The organism is Streptomyces graminofaciens (assembly GCF_030294945.1).
GTDB lineage: Bacteria > Actinomycetota > Actinomycetes > Streptomycetales > Streptomycetaceae > Streptomyces > Streptomyces graminofaciens.
Map to the genome: position 1 here is coordinate 3,241,936 of NZ_AP018448.1, position 14,066 is coordinate 3,256,001.

The 14,066-nt window shown below is 71.9% G+C and carries 11 protein-coding genes; 4 read left to right on the top strand and 7 right to left on the bottom strand.

The window, feature by feature from the left end:
• The gene (locus SGFS_RS13975) at positions 1 to 975 is read right to left on the bottom strand and encodes an NADP-dependent oxidoreductase (RefSeq protein ID WP_286250342.1); all 975 of its coding nucleotides are present in this window, start codon (positions 973 to 975) and stop codon (positions 1 to 3) included.
• Between the two features lie 43 nt (positions 976 to 1,018).
• Between SGFS_RS13975 and SGFS_RS13980 the strand changes: the two genes are divergently transcribed.
• Positions 1,019 to 2,023, top strand: coding sequence for a GlxA family transcriptional regulator (locus SGFS_RS13980; RefSeq protein ID WP_286250344.1), 1,005 nt, complete (start codon positions 1,019 to 1,021; stop codon positions 2,021 to 2,023).
• A gap of 8 nt (positions 2,024 to 2,031) precedes the next feature.
• On the opposite strand, the gene SGFS_RS13985 is transcribed toward SGFS_RS13980, so the two are convergent.
• Complete coding sequence (locus tag SGFS_RS13985) at positions 2,032 to 3,063, bottom strand: LacI family DNA-binding transcriptional regulator (RefSeq protein WP_286250345.1); 1,032 nt, start codon at positions 3,061 to 3,063, stop codon at positions 2,032 to 2,034.
• 122 nt (positions 3,064 to 3,185) lie between these two features.
• Between SGFS_RS13985 and SGFS_RS13990 the strand changes: the two genes are divergently transcribed.
• From SGFS_RS13990 to SGFS_RS14000, 3 genes are all read left to right on the top strand, one after another.
• Positions 3,186 to 4,352 carry a phytanoyl-CoA dioxygenase family protein gene (locus SGFS_RS13990; protein ID WP_286250346.1) on the top strand — a complete coding sequence of 389 codons (1,167 nt, stop codon included), beginning with the start codon at positions 3,186 to 3,188 and terminating at the stop codon, positions 4,350 to 4,352.
• Between the two features lie 77 nt (positions 4,353 to 4,429).
• Complete coding sequence (locus tag SGFS_RS13995; RefSeq protein ID WP_286250352.1) at positions 4,430 to 5,191, top strand: SDR family oxidoreductase; 762 nt, start codon at positions 4,430 to 4,432, stop codon at positions 5,189 to 5,191.
• Positions 5,192 to 5,251: 60 nt separating this feature from the next.
• Entirely contained in the window at positions 5,252 to 6,265 is a 1,014-nt protein-coding gene (locus SGFS_RS14000) for a Gfo/Idh/MocA family protein (RefSeq protein ID WP_286250353.1), read from the top strand.
• Positions 6,266 to 6,365: 100 nt separating this feature from the next.
• On the opposite strand, the gene SGFS_RS14005 is transcribed toward SGFS_RS14000, so the two are convergent.
• From SGFS_RS14005 to SGFS_RS14025, 5 genes are all read right to left on the bottom strand, one after another.
• Complete coding sequence (locus SGFS_RS14005) at positions 6,366 to 7,253, bottom strand: C40 family peptidase (RefSeq protein ID WP_286250354.1); 888 nt, start codon at positions 7,251 to 7,253, stop codon at positions 6,366 to 6,368.
• A 355-nt stretch (positions 7,254 to 7,608) separates the two neighbouring features.
• The gene (locus SGFS_RS14010; RefSeq protein WP_286250355.1) at positions 7,609 to 11,511 is read right to left on the bottom strand and encodes an nSTAND1 domain-containing NTPase; all 3,903 of its coding nucleotides are present in this window, start codon (positions 11,509 to 11,511) and stop codon (positions 7,609 to 7,611) included.
• Between the two features lie 140 nt (positions 11,512 to 11,651).
• Complete coding sequence (locus SGFS_RS14015; protein ID WP_286250357.1) at positions 11,652 to 12,095, bottom strand: hypothetical protein; 444 nt, start codon at positions 12,093 to 12,095, stop codon at positions 11,652 to 11,654.
• A gap of 98 nt (positions 12,096 to 12,193) precedes the next feature.
• Positions 12,194 to 12,643, bottom strand: a complete 450-nt coding sequence (locus SGFS_RS14020) for a hypothetical protein (RefSeq protein WP_286250359.1) — start codon at positions 12,641 to 12,643, stop codon at positions 12,194 to 12,196.
• A 117-nt stretch (positions 12,644 to 12,760) separates the two neighbouring features.
• Positions 12,761 to 13,696 carry a DUF2169 family type VI secretion system accessory protein gene (locus tag SGFS_RS14025; protein ID WP_286250361.1) on the bottom strand — a complete coding sequence of 312 codons (936 nt, stop codon included), beginning with the start codon at positions 13,694 to 13,696 and terminating at the stop codon, positions 12,761 to 12,763.
• Positions 13,697 to 14,066 lie beyond the last annotated feature (370 nt).

Sequence of the window (14,066 nt, forward strand, 5' to 3'; positions counted from 1 at the left end):
TCAGTCGGCGTCGCGGACGACCAGGACCAGCTTCCCGGTGGTCCGGTCGCTCTCCCCGTGGGCGTGCGCCTTGGCCGCCTCGGCGAGCGGGAACGTCGCGTCGATGTGGGCCCGCAGGCGCCCCTGTCCGGCCAGGTCCGCGACGGCCCGCATCCCCGCGTGGTCGGCCTCGACGAGCAACGCCTCCAGCCGTACGCCCAGTTCGACGGCGCGCTTCGCGTCCTCCTCCAGGCCCATCGGCAGGATCGTGACGAGGGTGCCGCCCTCGCGCAGGACGTCGAGGGAACGGCTGCGGACCTCGCCCGCGAGGGTGTCCAGGACGACGTCGACGTCCGCGACCGCCTCGGTGAAGTCCGTGGTCCGGTAGTCGATCAGCTCGTCGGCGCCGAGCTCCCGCAGCAGCTCGTGCTTGCCGGCACTGGCCGTACCGATGACGTACGCGCCGCGCGCCTTGGCGATCTGCACGGCCAGGTGCCCCACTCCCCCGGCGGCCGCGTGGATCAGCACCCGCTGCCCCGGCCGTACATCGGCGGTGTCGACGAGCGCCTGGTACGCGGTGAGCGCGGCCAGCGGCAGCGCGCCGCCCTGGATGTGGTCGATGGCTGCCGGCTTGTGGGCGAAGGACCGGGCCGGGGCCTTGGCGTACTCGGCGTACGCGCCCGCGAAGTGCGGATACGGCAGCATCCCGAACACCTCGTCGCCCGGCTTGAACAGGGTGACCCCGAGGCCGACCGCCTCGACGACACCGGAGACGTCCCAGCCGAGCACGGGCAGGGGCTCGGAGTGCCACAGTCCGAAGGCGCGGTTCTTCCAGTCGGTGGGGTTCACTCCGGCCGCGTGGACCCGGACGAGGATCTCGCTCATACCGGGGACGGGACGCGGCAGTTCGGCCTCGCGCAGGACGTCGGGGCCGCCGAAGGCGTCCTGGGTCATCGCTCGCATGCCGGTGGTCTTGTCTTCGCTGGTCTCGGTCATGACGTCCAGCCTGCCGAGGGCCGACGATCACGACAATGGCAGGATGGCCATCATTCGATGGGATCGTGCCACACTGGCTTTCGTGACCTCTCCGCATCGCGTGGCCGTCCTCGCCCTCGACGGCGTGTACCCCTTCGAACTGGGCATGCCGAGCCGGATCTTCGGCGCGACCGACGGACTGTACGAGGTGCTGACGTGCACGGTCGACGGCCGCCCGGCGCGTACGTCCGCCGACTTCGCGGTCGCGGTCGACCACGGCCCCGAGGTGCTGGCCACGGCCGACACGGTGGTGATCGTGTCGTTCGGCCCGGCCCTCACGGCGGTCGAGTACGTCACGCCCGAGCTGCCGGAGCCCGTGGCGGCGGCGCTCGCGTCGATCCGGCCGGGCACGCGGCTGGTGTCCATCTGCACCGGCGCGCTGGTGCTGGCCGCGGCGGGTCTGCTGGACGGCCGACCAGCCACCACGCACTGGGGCGTGGCCGAGCAGTTCCGCCGCCGTTTCCCGAAGGTCGAGCTGGACCCGGACGTACTGTTCGTCGACGACGGCGACATCCTCACCTCTGCCGGCGCCGCCTCCGGCATCGACGTGTGCCTGCACCTCGTCCGCAGGGACCACGGCAGCGAGATCGCCAACCGGGTGGCCCGGCGGTGCGTGGTCCCGCCGTGGCGGGAGGGCGGCCAGGCCCAGTACATCGAGCAGCCGGTGCCGCAGACCCCGGAGCAGGGCACGGCGGCCACCCGGCAGTGGGCGCTCGAACACCTCGACGCGCCCCTCACCCTCGCGGACCTCGCCGGGCACGCCCGGATGAGCCTGCGCACGTTCGCCCGCCGCTTCAACGACGAGGTCGGCATGAGCCCCGGCCGCTGGATCGTCCAGCAGCGGGTGGCCCGCGCCCGGCACCTCCTGGAGTCCAGCGATCTCCCGGTCGACGAGATCGCCGGCCGCGTCGGCTTCGGCACGGGCACGTCCCTGCGCCAGCACCTGCACGCGGCGATCGGGGTGTCGCCGCTGACGTACCGGCGCACCTTCCGGGCCGCCGAACACTGAGCCGACGGCTACGACATCATCCCGGGCGGCATGTTGTACGGCGTCACCACCTGGATGGCCGAGGGCAGGAACGGGCCCTCGTCCGGCAGGGCGTGGTGGGCGCGCATGATGGTCTGGCAGGCGCGGCGCACGTCCTGGCGCAGGTCGTGGTGGAGCACCGCGGAGAGGCGGTGCTCGCGCAGCAGCCGGGTGTTGTCCTGGTCCAGGTCGTGCGCGACGAAGACCTGCGGCCGGCGGCCGAGCGCGGTGAAGGCGTCGAGGGTCGCGGTGTTGCCACCGCCGATGGAGTACACGGCGCCGATGTCCCGCTCCCTCCTCAGCGCGTCGAGGACGAGGTCCCGCTGGGTGGCATCGAGTCCGTCGCTGTCGGTGACCTCGACGAGGGCGCGCCCCGGCTCGGCGGCCCGCATGGCGCTGCGGAAGCCCATCTCGCGCTCCTCCTCGTTGCGGTAGAAGCCGCGGCTGATCGTCACGAGCACGGCACCGGGCCGGCCGCCGAGCCACTCCCTGAGCAGATACGCGGCGGTCGTCCCGGCGGCCCGGTTGTCGATGCCGACGTACGCGCAACGCGGGCTGCTCGGCAGGTCGGTGACGAAGGTGACCACGGGGATGCCGGCCGCGACGAGCCGTTCGACGGCGGCGCTGACCTCGGGCACGTCGGGCGCCTTGAGGATCACGCCCTGCGAGCCGCGCCGGGCGATCCGGTCGAGGACCTTGACCATGTCCGCGGCGGAGCCGGTCTCCCGGAAGTGGAACCGTGAGCGCAGGACCGCCGGGTGCAGCGACGGCAGCTCCGCCTCCAGCGCCTCCCGGACGGCGGTCGAGAACCGGTCGGGGCTCTGCATCACGATGTCGACCATGAACGTACGGCCGCCGATGCGCACCTGGGTCCGCTGCCGGTCCAGGTCCTTGACCGCCTGCTCGACCTCGCGGGCGGTGCTCGCCCGTACCCCGCCCCTGCCGTTGAGGACCCGGTCGACCGTGGCCTGGCTCAAACCGGCCTGCCGGGCGATCTCGCGGATCGTGTACGGGTGTCCCATGGTGGAGTCCTGTGGTCGGGGCCGGATGCGGTTTGAAGGGTTTTTGATGGTTCACTGCGGGTTGATTGAGGGGCCCCGCGCCTCAAGACTGGCAGAGACGACGGCGGGACGAAAGGACGGCCATGGCCCTCAACGCGGCGGGCACGCAGACGTGGCTCTGCGAGGCGGACTGCGACCTCGACGCGTTCCGCACCCTGGTCGAGACCGCCACCGAGCCCCGGGACCACCCGTACGCGGAAGGTGTCGAGCAGAACGTCCTCGTGTACGACAGTGAGCGGCTGCGCGCCGAGCCGGACCGCCGGGAGGTCCAGGCGGACCTCGTCCGGGCGCTCCTCGACGGCCCCGGTGTGGTGGTCCTCAAGCGGGCCTTCCCGGACCCCGGTGTCGTGGACGCCATGTCGGACGCCTTCCGCACCCTGATCGAGGAGGAGCGCGCGGCGGGTACGGCCCGCGGCGACCACTTCGCGAAGCCCGGCGCCAACGACCGGGTGTGGAACGCCCAGGAGAAGGCGGCCGTACGCGCCCCGGAGGCGTTCGTCGACTACTACGCCAACGACATGCTGGCGCTGGTCTCCGAGGCGTGGCTCGGCCCCGGTTACCAAGTGACCTCGCAGGTCAACGTGGTCAACCCGGGCGGCGCGGCGCAGAGCGCGCACCGCGACTACCACCTGGGGTTCCTGAGCCAGGAGCAGGCGGCCGGGTACCCGGCGCACGTCCACCGTCTCTCCCCCGTGCTGACTTTGCAGGGCGCGGTGGCCCACTGCGACATGCCCGTGGAGTCGGGGCCGACGCTGTTCCTGCCGCACTCTCAGAAGTTCGAGCCCGGCTATCTGGCCTGGCGCCTGCCGCGGTTCATCGACCACTTCGACGCCCACCACGTCCAGCTTCCTCTGGAGAAGGGCGACGCGGTCTTCTTCAACCCCGCGCTGTTCCACGCCGCGGGGCACAACCGCTCGACCGACATCAGGCGGATGGCGAACCTGCTCCAGATCTCCTCCGCGTTCGGCCGGGCCATGGAGACCGTGGACCGCGAGGCGATGGCGAACGCGGTGTTCCCGGTGCTGGCCGCGCGCCGGGACGCGGGCGCCGACGAGGACTGGCTGCGGCGCGTGGTGGCCACGACCGCCGAGGGCTACGCCTTCCCGACCGACCTGGACCTCGACCCGCCGGTCGGCGGCCTGGCCCCGCCGTCCCAGGCGGACACCGTGTGGCAGTCGCTGACGGCGGGCTGGAGCCCGGAGCGGCTGCGCGAGGCGCTGCGGGCGGGCGCGGAACGCCGCCGGTCCTGACGCGTACCTACTCGAACTACTCGAACCCGAGCCGGCCCGACACGTACCTGCTCGAACCTGGAAGGAAGCACGTACCGATGGCACTCCTGGAGGACAAGGTCGTCCTCGTCAACGGCGGCAGCCAGGGCGTGGGCGCCGGCATCGTGCGGGCGGCCCTGCGCGAGGGCGCGACCGTCGCCTTCACGGGCCGCCGCGCGGAGCTCGGCGAGAAACTGGCGGCCGACACCGGCGCCACCTTCGTGCAGGCGGACCTCTCGGACCCGGCGCAGGTGCGGGCGAGCGTCGAGCGCGTCATCGGCGTACACGGCCGGATCGACTCCCTGGTGAACGCGGCCGGTCTGACCTCCCGTGGCTCGCTGCTCGACACGACACCCGAGGTGTTCGACGCGCACATCGCGATCAATCTGCGGGCCCCGTTCTTCGCGATGCAGGCGACGGTGGAACACCTCGTCGCCCGCAAGGCGCCCGGCACGATCGTCAACATCGGCTCGAACTGCGCGCACGGCGGCCCGCCCCACCTGGCACCGTACTCCGCCGCCAAGGCCGGTCTCGCGGGCCTGACCCGCAACGCGGCCCACGCCCACCGCTGGGACCGGATCCGCATCAACGACCTCAACATCGGCTGGACGGAGACCGAGGGCGAGGACGCCATCCAGCGGGAGTTCCACGGGGCGGGCGACGACTGGCGCGAGAAGGCTGCCGATGCGCTGCCCATGGGCAAGCTCGGCCAGGTCGACGAGATCGCGGACTTCGTGGTCTTCCTGCTCTCGGAGCGGAGCGGCGTGGTGACGGGTTCGGTGATCGACTGGGACCAGAACGTGATGGGCACGACGGACTGACAGCCGCACCCGTCGTCCATACGGACCCTCCTGTTTTGCACATCTGAAAGGGACAAGTTCATGCGCATTGGCATCTTGGGGCTGGGCCGTATCGGCGCCTTCCACGCCGGGACGCTCGCGGGCCTCGACGTGGTCGAGCAGTTGGTGGTCTCCGACCCGGTGGCCGCTGCCGCCGAGGCCGCCGCGGAGAAGTTCGGCGCGACGGTGGCCGACTCCCCCGAGGCGGTGTTCGCCTCCGGTATCGACGGCGTCGTGGTGACGGCGGCGACGGACGCGCACCCCGGGCTGATCCTCGCCGCGGTCGAGGCGGGCATCCCGGTGTTCTGCGAGAAGCCGGTGGCGAAGACCATCGAGGAGAGCCTCGCGGTCCTGCGCGCCGTCGAGAACAGTGACGTGCAGGTCCAGATCGGCTTCAACCGCCGCTTCGACGCGGGCTGTGTGGCCGCGCGCGACGCCTTCCTGTCGGGCGAGCTGGGCCAACTGCACACCGTGCGGTCGACGACTCTGGACCCGGCCCCGCCGCCGGCGGCCTACGTGGCGGTGTCGGGCGGCATCTTCCGGGACTGCGCGGTGCACGACTTCGACATCGTGCGCTGGGTGACGGGCCGGGAGGTCGTCGAGGTGTACGCGACGGGTGGCAACAAGGGCGCGGACTACATCAAGGAGGCCGGTGACGTCGACACGGCGTCCGCCCTCCTCACCTTCGACGACGGCACGATCGGTGTCGTCTCCAACACCCGTCACAACGCGCGCGGTTACGACGTCCGTCTGGAGGTGCACGGCATGAAGGACAGCATCGCCGCGGGCCTCGACACCCAGCTCCCGCTCCGCTCCGCCGAGCCGGGCGTCACGTTCCCCTCGGGCCCCCCGCACAACTTCTTCATGGACCGCTTCGCCCCCGCCTACCGCGCCGAACTCACCGCCTTCACCGAGGTCGTCGCCGGCACCCGCACATCCCCCTGCACGGTCGCCGACGCGATCGAGGCGAGCTGGATCGCGGAGGCGGCGACCTTGTCGGTGGCGGAGGGACGGCCGGTGCGGCTGGAGGAGGTGCGCAAGGCGGCGTCCGCCTAGGGCCTGTCGTCACGACAGGCCCTGGAGGGCTACAAACGCGCTCGTGCCGGCGACCGTCCCCCTGGCGGTCACCGGCACGAGAGTCCTCACGGCGTGGGTGTCAGAACTTGCACTCGGGTACCCCTTCCAGCCACGCCGGTCCCTTGATGTAGATGTTGGTCATCCAGGCCTTGTAGTCCGGGAGGTACGACCACACGTCGTTCGTGTAGCCGTCGGACGTCACCTTCTCGGCGTGCTTCTGGCACTCGACGCGGATGGTCGTGGAGTAGGGGAAGGCGTAGACGCGGTCGGCGTTGAGGGCCGGCTCGGCCTTGGTCCAGACGTCGGTGCCCCAGGTCTGGTGGATGTGGCCGGTCACCTCACCGGTGTTGACACGGACCGCGCCGAAGTAGTTGCCGCCCAGGCGGACGTCGCTGACCATCAGCTTGGTGCCGGACTCCTTGGCCTCGACCATCTTGCCCGCGCCGAGGTAGATGGCGATGTGGTGCAGGTTCTTCGAGGTGCCGTAGGCCAGCAGGTCGCCGGGGACGAGCGGGGCGAGGCCCTGGGCGGCGGTGAAGCGATCGGCGGCGCGGTGCGTGTAGTACTGCTGGCTGGCCACGCCGTCGAGGATGTCCGAGCCGGTGGCCTGGGCGTAGGCGTGGCGGACCAGGCCCGAGCAGTCGAAGCCGCGCCGCTCCGGGTCGTGCTTGCTGTCCTCCGGGTCGGTGGGGTCGACGTACCCGTACGTGGCTCCGGGCTGGGAGCCGTGGCCGCCGCCCCATGTGTACCAGGTGCCGGCCGCGACCTCGGCGCAGGCGGCGGCGATCGCGCGCTCGGCCGCCGCGGAGCCGCCGGGCGCGAGCACCCGGCAATCGGCGGCGGCCGCCTTCGCCGAAGCCGGAGCGGAGGAAGTCGCCGTGCTCGCGGCGGCCGTGGTCAGTGGCGCCCAGAAGAGAACGGACAGTAGGACGATCAGTGTGCGGATGAGACCGGTCCGGCGCACCATGCCGGAACCCCCGTTTCGTGTTGGCTCGGACGAAGCTCGTGTCGGGTGCCGTGTCTGGAGTGGTCGCACAGCAGCCTGCCGGTGCGGAGCCGTGGTCGTCGAGGACTTTCCCGTTGCCCGTACGGACGGGCAACGGGAAACACCCGGGAAACCCCCTCCCAGCAGGGCAGTCGGCCGTCTAGGGCGTGTTTCGAAAGTGACGTCGTCCGCCCGGAGGGCGGGGCCCGCGGCGTCTGGTGCGGTGCATCGCAAGGCGGAGGGTCGTCCGCGTACTGGGCGTACGCGGACGACCCCGACAACGCGGCGAGGTGCCGTGCCAGACGCCGCGGGGCAGACGGGACTTTCGAAACACGCCCTAGCCCCTACTGCCTGACCCACATGCCCCCTCCGGCGACACCGGCAGATCCGGCAGCAGCGCCTCGCGTTCCCGCGCCCCCATGCCCGCACGCAGCCGACAGATCACCGTCAGCCGGGCGCGGGGGTCGAGGTCCCACAGCCGTACCGTGCCGTCGGTGCTGCTGCTGGCCACCGTGCGCCCGTCGGGGGCGAAGTCCACGCCCCACACCGCGTTCGTGTGACCGGTCAGGGTGGCCCACAGCCGGCGCCCGGGCACGTCCCACAGGCGGACCGTACGGTCGTTGCCGCTGCTGGCGAGCGTACGGCCGTCGGGGGAGAACGCGATGCCGCGCGCGGAGCCGGTGTGGCCGGTCAGGGCCGCCTCGAAGCGGTGTGCGCGGACGTCCCACAGGCGGACCGTGCCGTCGTTGCCGCTGGTGGCGAGGGTGCGGCCGTCGGGGCTGAAGGCGACGCCGCGGACCGCGCCCGTGTGACCCCTGAGCGTGGCCGACCGGCGGCGCTCGGAGACGTCCCACAGCCGTACGGTCAGGTCGTCGCTCGCGCTGGCGAGGGTCCGGCCGTCGCGGCTGAAGGCGACGTCGTTGACGAAGTCCTTGTGGCCGGTCAGCTTCGCCAGCTGGGTGCGCCCGGCCACGTCCCACAGCCGGACCGTACGGTCGGCGCCCGCGGAGGCGAGGGTCCGGCCGTCGGGCGAGAACGCGACGGAGAAGACCTCCCCTGCGTGGCCGGTCAGCGTGTCGAGCGGCTTGCGTCCGGGCACGTCCCACAGCCGGACCGTGCCGTCCGAGCCCGCCGACGCCAGGGTCCGCCCGTCGGGCGAGAAAGCCACCGAGAAGACGGTCTCGGTGTGGCCCTGCAGCGACTTGAGGAGCTTGTGCGTCCTCGCGTCCCACAGCCGTACGGCGTGGTCGGCGTCGGCGGTGGCCAGCAGTTTGCCGTCGGGGCTGTACGCGACCTGCCAGACCTCGGTGAACGGACGGGCCGTCAGTACCGGTCCGCCCAGCTTCCACAGGACGACGGACTGGTCGAAGCCGGCCGTCGCCAGCAACGCGCCGTCGGAGGACACGGCCACGCCCTGGACGTAGTCGGTGTGACCGGCGAGCGTGGCGGTCTGCCGGCCGCTGCGCACGTCCCACAGCCGGGTCGTGCCGTCGCCGACCGCGCCGACGACCGTGCTGCCGTCGGGCGTGTACGTGACGGCGTTGATGTCGTCGCTGCTCCCCGTGAACGTCGCCGTCTGCCGCCCGCTGCGCACGTCCCACAGCCGTACGGTCCGGTCGATGCCCCCGGAGGCGACCTGGCGGCCGTCCGGTGAGAGCGCCGCGCCCAGCACCTCGTCGGAGTGTCCCTCTAGGACGGCGAGTCGGCGGAGTCGGGCACTGTCCCAGACCCGTACGGTCCGGTCGGCGCCCGCCGAGACGAGGGCCCGGCCGTTCTTCGCGTACGCCAGCGCGTTGAGGGTGCCCTTGTGACCGGTCCGGGAGGCGGCGAGCCGGGTGGTCCGGCCGGTGTCCCACAGCTGGACCGTGCCGTCGGCGGTCGCGACGGCGAGCCGGCGTCCGCGCGGGTCGAAGGCGACCGCCCGGGACCCCTTCGTACTCGCGGAGAGCAGCGCCTTCCTGCGGTGGCTCGCGATGTCCCACAGGCTCACGGGCCCGTCCGTGGAGGTCGCCGCGAGCGTACGGCCGTCGGGGCTGAAGGCGACCGAGCGGACGCGTCCGGGGATGGGGAACGTGGCGGTCCTGCGGTGGTCGGAGACGCGCCGCAGGGTGACCGTGCCGTCCGAACTGGCCGTCGCCAGCGAACGGTTGTCCGGCGCGAAGGCAACCGCGTTGACCGGCCCGGTGTGTCCGCCGAGCCGGGCGGAGAAGGGCTGCGACTGGGTGCTGAGCAGGGCGCCGCGCGCCTCGGCGGTGGCTCCGGCGCGGTAGGCCTCCTCGGCGAGCAGCATCGACGCCTCCGGCCGGCCCCCGGCGAGGGACGCGGAGCGTACGGCGAGGGCCTGGGAGCGGGCGATCCGTTCCTGGTCGAGGGCGCCCGCGCGCTGCTGGTAGGCAAGGGCGCCGGCGGTCAGGGCGAGGCCCAACAAAACGGCGAGCGTGGCCAGCATGCCTTGGCGCAGCCGGACCTGGCGTCTGGCCTGGGCCCTGCGGCCGTCCTCCTCCGCCTGCCCGGCCCGCAGGAACTCCTCCTCACCGGAACTGAGCCGGCTCCAGCCCTCCAGCTCGTCGGCCCACGCCCGTGCGGTGTCCAGTCGGGTGCCCCGGTAGAGGGCGGACGGGTCGCGGTTCTCGCGCTCCCATTCGGCGGCGGCGTGGGCGAGTTGCTGGTGGAGCAGCAGGCCTGCCCGGTCGGCGTGGATCCAGTCGCGCAGTCGGGGCCAGGCGTGCAGCAGGGCCTCGTGGGTGATCTCCACGGTGTCGCTGTCGAGGGTGATCAGCCGGGCCCGTACGAAGGCGTCGAGCGCGGCGGCGGCGCCGTCCGCGTCGGCGAGCTGTGCCATCAGGGCGGCGCGGCTCATCCGGCGCCGGGTCGCGCCGGTGCCGTCGGCGACATGGACCAGCCGGGACAGGACGCGCCGGATGGTCTTCTGCTCGGCCGGGTACAGCTGGGCGAACACGCTTTCGGCGGTGCGGGCGATGGCGCCCCGGATGCCGCCGGCCCGCTCGTACCCGGCGACGGTCAGCGCGGACTTGTCGCGGCGCTGCCAGGTGGCGAGCAGGGCGTGGGAGATGAGAGGAAGGGCGCCGGAGGGGGTGTCGTCGCTGTGCGCCGTCGTACCGGGCTCGTCGCTCAGGCCGGCGTCGCGCAACAGCAGGGGCACGAGGCCCGCTTCGAGGGTGACTCCGGCGAGTTCCGCCGGACGTGTGATCGATTCTCGCAGTTCCGCCACGGTCATCGGGGAGAGGACGAAGAGTCCGTCGGTGAGGACCGGGGTGAGTTCGGGGTGGTCCAGACAGTTGCCGGTGAAGTCGGCCCGCATGCCGAGCACCACCACGGCGGGGTCGTGCGCGCGCTCCGCCGATCGCGCGGTCGCGAGCGTACAGAGCACCCGGACGAAGGCGCGCCGCTCCTCCGCGTCGGTGCACAGGGTGAACAGCTCCTCGAACTGATCGACGATCAGGACGGGTCGCGGGGGCGGCGGCCGCCGGTCCCCGGCGGTCGCGGGTGACGGATCGTCCGCCATCGCGCGTACGGCGTCGAGCAGCGCGTCAGGGTTGCGCCGCACGTCGTCCACGGTGATGCCGAGGTCGCCGCCCACCGCCTTCGCGGTGCGTTCCAGCAGTTCGTCCAGCGGGCGCGAGGTGGGCGTGAGGGGCACCACCGGCCAGCGGTCGGCCCCGGGCATGGGGAAGTCGCCGCGCCGCAGGGCGGTGACGAGACCGGCGTTGAGCAGGGACGACTTTCCCGCGCCCGAGGGGGCGACCAGCATCAGCGGTCCGCTCCCGACCCGGGCGAAGACCCGCTCGACGAGTGCGGCCGTCGCCCGCTCCCGTCCGAAGAACCACTCCGCGTCCTGCGGGGTGAACGCCGACAGACCGCGGTACGGACAGGCGACGTCGGCCTGCCCTTCGGGGCCGCCGGACTCGGCCCGGCCGACGTCTTCCGGCGACGACGGCTGCTGCTGCACCAGCCGCAGCAACTCGCCGTCGGCGCACAGCACTTGGTCGCAGAGCCGGGCGACGTCGACGGTCGCGCGCTTCGTACCGGTCTCGATCTTGCTGAGGTAGCCCTTGCTGTAGTGCGTCTGACGGGCCAGGTCGGTGAGCGACAGCCCGCGTTCCTGCCTCAGTCTTCTCAGTTGGGCGGGGAAGGACCGCGTGGTCGGCGCGGCCTGGTCCCGTTCGTTCCGGTGGTCTGTTCTATCTCCGTACAGCGGCTCGCCCAAGGCGTCCCCCATGGCAGTGTGCCCAAGCCGTGAGACGGCGGGGGCCCAGGTTACTGCGGGGGCGGTCGGGGCAACCAAGCCTTTCACTCGGAGTGGCGAAAACACGAACGTCCGGAACCGCGGGCAGTCGGTTCCGGACGTTCGTCGGACGGTCAGGTCAGAAAGACCGCACAGGAGTTTCTGTTCACCCACTGGTGCGAGCTGATGTTGTCGTTCACCGGGGCGCCGTTGCTGAACCGGCTGTCGGACAGGTCGTCTGCGTACAGCTCCCCCGGCAGGAGGCAGACGTGGCCGCCGCTGACGTCGGAGTTCTCGTAGAACTTGGCGACGTCCGGGCCGCCGGGATATCCACGGTTCATGACCGCCGACGCCCTGTCGTCGGCGTCGGGTCCCCAGTCGCCGCTCACCGGGATGCCCGGCAGAGGGTTGCCCAGGCAGTTCGGGGCGTCCCAGGCGTAGATCCTGCCGTCGCGCGGACCGACCTTGTCGGCGCAGCCCGCGACGACGCTTTCGGCCGCCTGCGCGGCCGTGGTGGGAACGGCGACGCCGAGCACGGTGAGCCCGAGGAGCGTCGCTGTGGTGGTGAGCCTGCGCATCGTGTGTTCCCCCCTCGCGTTGGTGTGACGTGCGGCTCGGGCAGGGGCCGGGCGGCCCGGGGTGGTCGGTCCCGGGCCGCCCGTGCCGGCCGGACTGATCAGGTCAGCAGGGTTCCGCAGGCGTCGCGGTTCACCCACTGGTGCGACATGATGTTGTTGTCCACCGTGATGTTGTTGGTGAACGTGTTGTCGGTCAGGTTGTCGGCGTACAGCTCGCCCGGCAGGAGGCAGGTGTGGCCTCCGCCGCGGCCCGTCAGGTAGTAGAACTTGACGATCGCGTTGTTGCCGGTGAAGCCGCGGTTCATGACGGACGAGGCCCTGTTGCTGGCGTTGCCCCAGTTGTCGCTGTTCCCCGCGTCGACGATGATCGGGTCGCCCTGGCAGTCCTGGAAGTCCCAGGCGTACATGTTGCCGTTGCGCGCCCCCCACTTGCTGTCACAGCCGGGGCCGCGGACGGCACTGTCGGCCGCCTGCGAGGTGGTGGCGGGTACGACGACACCCAGGGCGGTGAGCCCGAGAAGCGCTGCCGTGACGGTGAACTTGCGCATGGTGTTTCCCCTCGTTTCGTTGGTGATGCGTGGGTGGTGGTGCGCCGGTGGCGGCACGTCGGGCGGTGGCCCGTGTGCCGTCACCGGTGGGCGGTGTGCGTCCGGGGCACGAGGTGGTCAGTCGCGCTCCGGAACGATGCGCACCGCCCGGTCGTAGGCCTGCCGACCGAGGTCGCGGTAGGTGTCGACGTCCTTGCCGAACCGGTCGCGCAGGCGGTCCTGGTAGTACGTCTCCCGGGCCGACGCCACGGCTCGGAGGGACGTCTCACGGGCGCAGGTCGCGTCCGCGACGGCGGTCTTCCGCTCGGCGGCGAACGCCTCGTCGGCGCGGGCGGCGCCCAGCCGACTGGTGTTGACCCGGGCGGCGTCGCGGGCCGCCTGGGGGTCCTTGTAGGGCTGTCCGGCCTTCTTCATGCACCGGGACCACGCCGCCAGCGCCGAGGTGAGCCGGCGGTCCTTCATGAGCTCATCGGCGTAGAGGGCGTTGAGGCCCATGGCGACCTTGCTCGTGCGGAACCACTCGGCCGGGTCGCCGTAGAGCTTGCGCTCGGCCTCTTCCGTGCAGCCGCCGAGCTGTTTGCGGATCTCCCCGCCGCCCGGCAGCGGTGCCGTGAGCATGCGGGCGCTTTCGCCGCCGTCGAGCGCGGTGTCGAAGGCGGCGCGCCTGGACGCGGAGAGGCCCTGGCGGTAGGTGCCGATGGGGTTGCGCTCATGGACGCGCTCGCTCTTCGCGTCGATCCGGCCGCCGTAGCCGTACGTACGGGCCCACGCCACGTCGTCCTGGACGTAGCGCACCGGGCGGCTCTCGCGCAGGGTCAGTGTGCGGTCCTCCCAGTATTCGAAGCCGTGGCGTTTCATGCACCGCTTCGTCAGGCGCTGCTGGGCGTCGCTGACGCGCAGCTCCTGCTGCCAGGTCAGCGGCTCGGGCCGGGCCTGACGGGCGGCCGTGGTGGCCGGGCCCGACCTTGCGGCACCGGTGTCTTCGGTGCATCCGGTCGCGGTGGCCGTCACGGCCGTCACGACTGCGCACAGCGACATGAGCGTGCGTCTCATGGGTCCAGCCCCCCTTTGGCCTCAGTGGTCCGTCCTGCTGCGTGCTGACGAATCCAGAGTTGCCCCGCCGCTCACCGGGGTCGACGGGTTTCCTGTTGCCCGCCGGGCGGGCGGCCGGGAAACAGGTAGTGACCAGGGGAAACACGGGGTTGGAGGCAACGCCGGAGTCGTACGCGAAGGCGGGCGAGCGCCACAGCGGAGTCATGGCGGGCACATGGCGGACTCAAAGCGGAACCCTGTCTTGCAGAAAGCCCTGCGCAATCCATTGACGCGCACATGCCTCCCTCTTATCTTCTGACCGAAGTTCCGTACAAGAGACGAAATTTCGAACAACAACCTCACGCCTCAGGGCAGTTCACGCAGAAATGGG

What these genes read in the sequence shown, in the direction of transcription:
- SGFS_RS14000 (WP_286250353.1), top strand. Translation starts at nt 5,252, where the DNA reads ATGCGCATTGGCATCTTGGGGCTGGGCCGTATCGGCGCCTTCCACGCC.
- SGFS_RS13975 (WP_286250342.1), bottom strand. Translation starts at nt 975, where the DNA reads ATGACCGAGACCAGCGAAGACAAGACCACCGGCATGCGAGCGATGACC.
- SGFS_RS14015 (WP_286250357.1), bottom strand. Translation starts at nt 12,095, where the DNA reads ATGCGCAGGCTCACCACCACAGCGACGCTCCTCGGGCTCACCGTGCTC.
- SGFS_RS13985 (WP_286250345.1), bottom strand. Translation starts at nt 3,063, where the DNA reads ATGGGACACCCGTACACGATCCGCGAGATCGCCCGGCAGGCCGGTTTG.
- SGFS_RS13980 (WP_286250344.1), top strand. Translation starts at nt 1,019, where the DNA reads ATGGCCATCATTCGATGGGATCGTGCCACACTGGCTTTCGTGACCTCT.
- SGFS_RS13995 (WP_286250352.1), top strand. Translation starts at nt 4,430, where the DNA reads ATGGCACTCCTGGAGGACAAGGTCGTCCTCGTCAACGGCGGCAGCCAG.
- SGFS_RS14025 (WP_286250361.1), bottom strand. Translation starts at nt 13,696, where the DNA reads ATGAGACGCACGCTCATGTCGCTGTGCGCAGTCGTGACGGCCGTGACG.
- SGFS_RS14020 (WP_286250359.1), bottom strand. Translation starts at nt 12,643, where the DNA reads ATGCGCAAGTTCACCGTCACGGCAGCGCTTCTCGGGCTCACCGCCCTG.
- SGFS_RS14010 (WP_286250355.1), bottom strand. Translation starts at nt 11,511, where the DNA reads ATGGGGGACGCCTTGGGCGAGCCGCTGTACGGAGATAGAACAGACCAC.
- SGFS_RS14005 (WP_286250354.1), bottom strand. Translation starts at nt 7,253, where the DNA reads ATGGTGCGCCGGACCGGTCTCATCCGCACACTGATCGTCCTACTGTCC.
- SGFS_RS13990 (WP_286250346.1), top strand. Translation starts at nt 3,186, where the DNA reads ATGGCCCTCAACGCGGCGGGCACGCAGACGTGGCTCTGCGAGGCGGAC.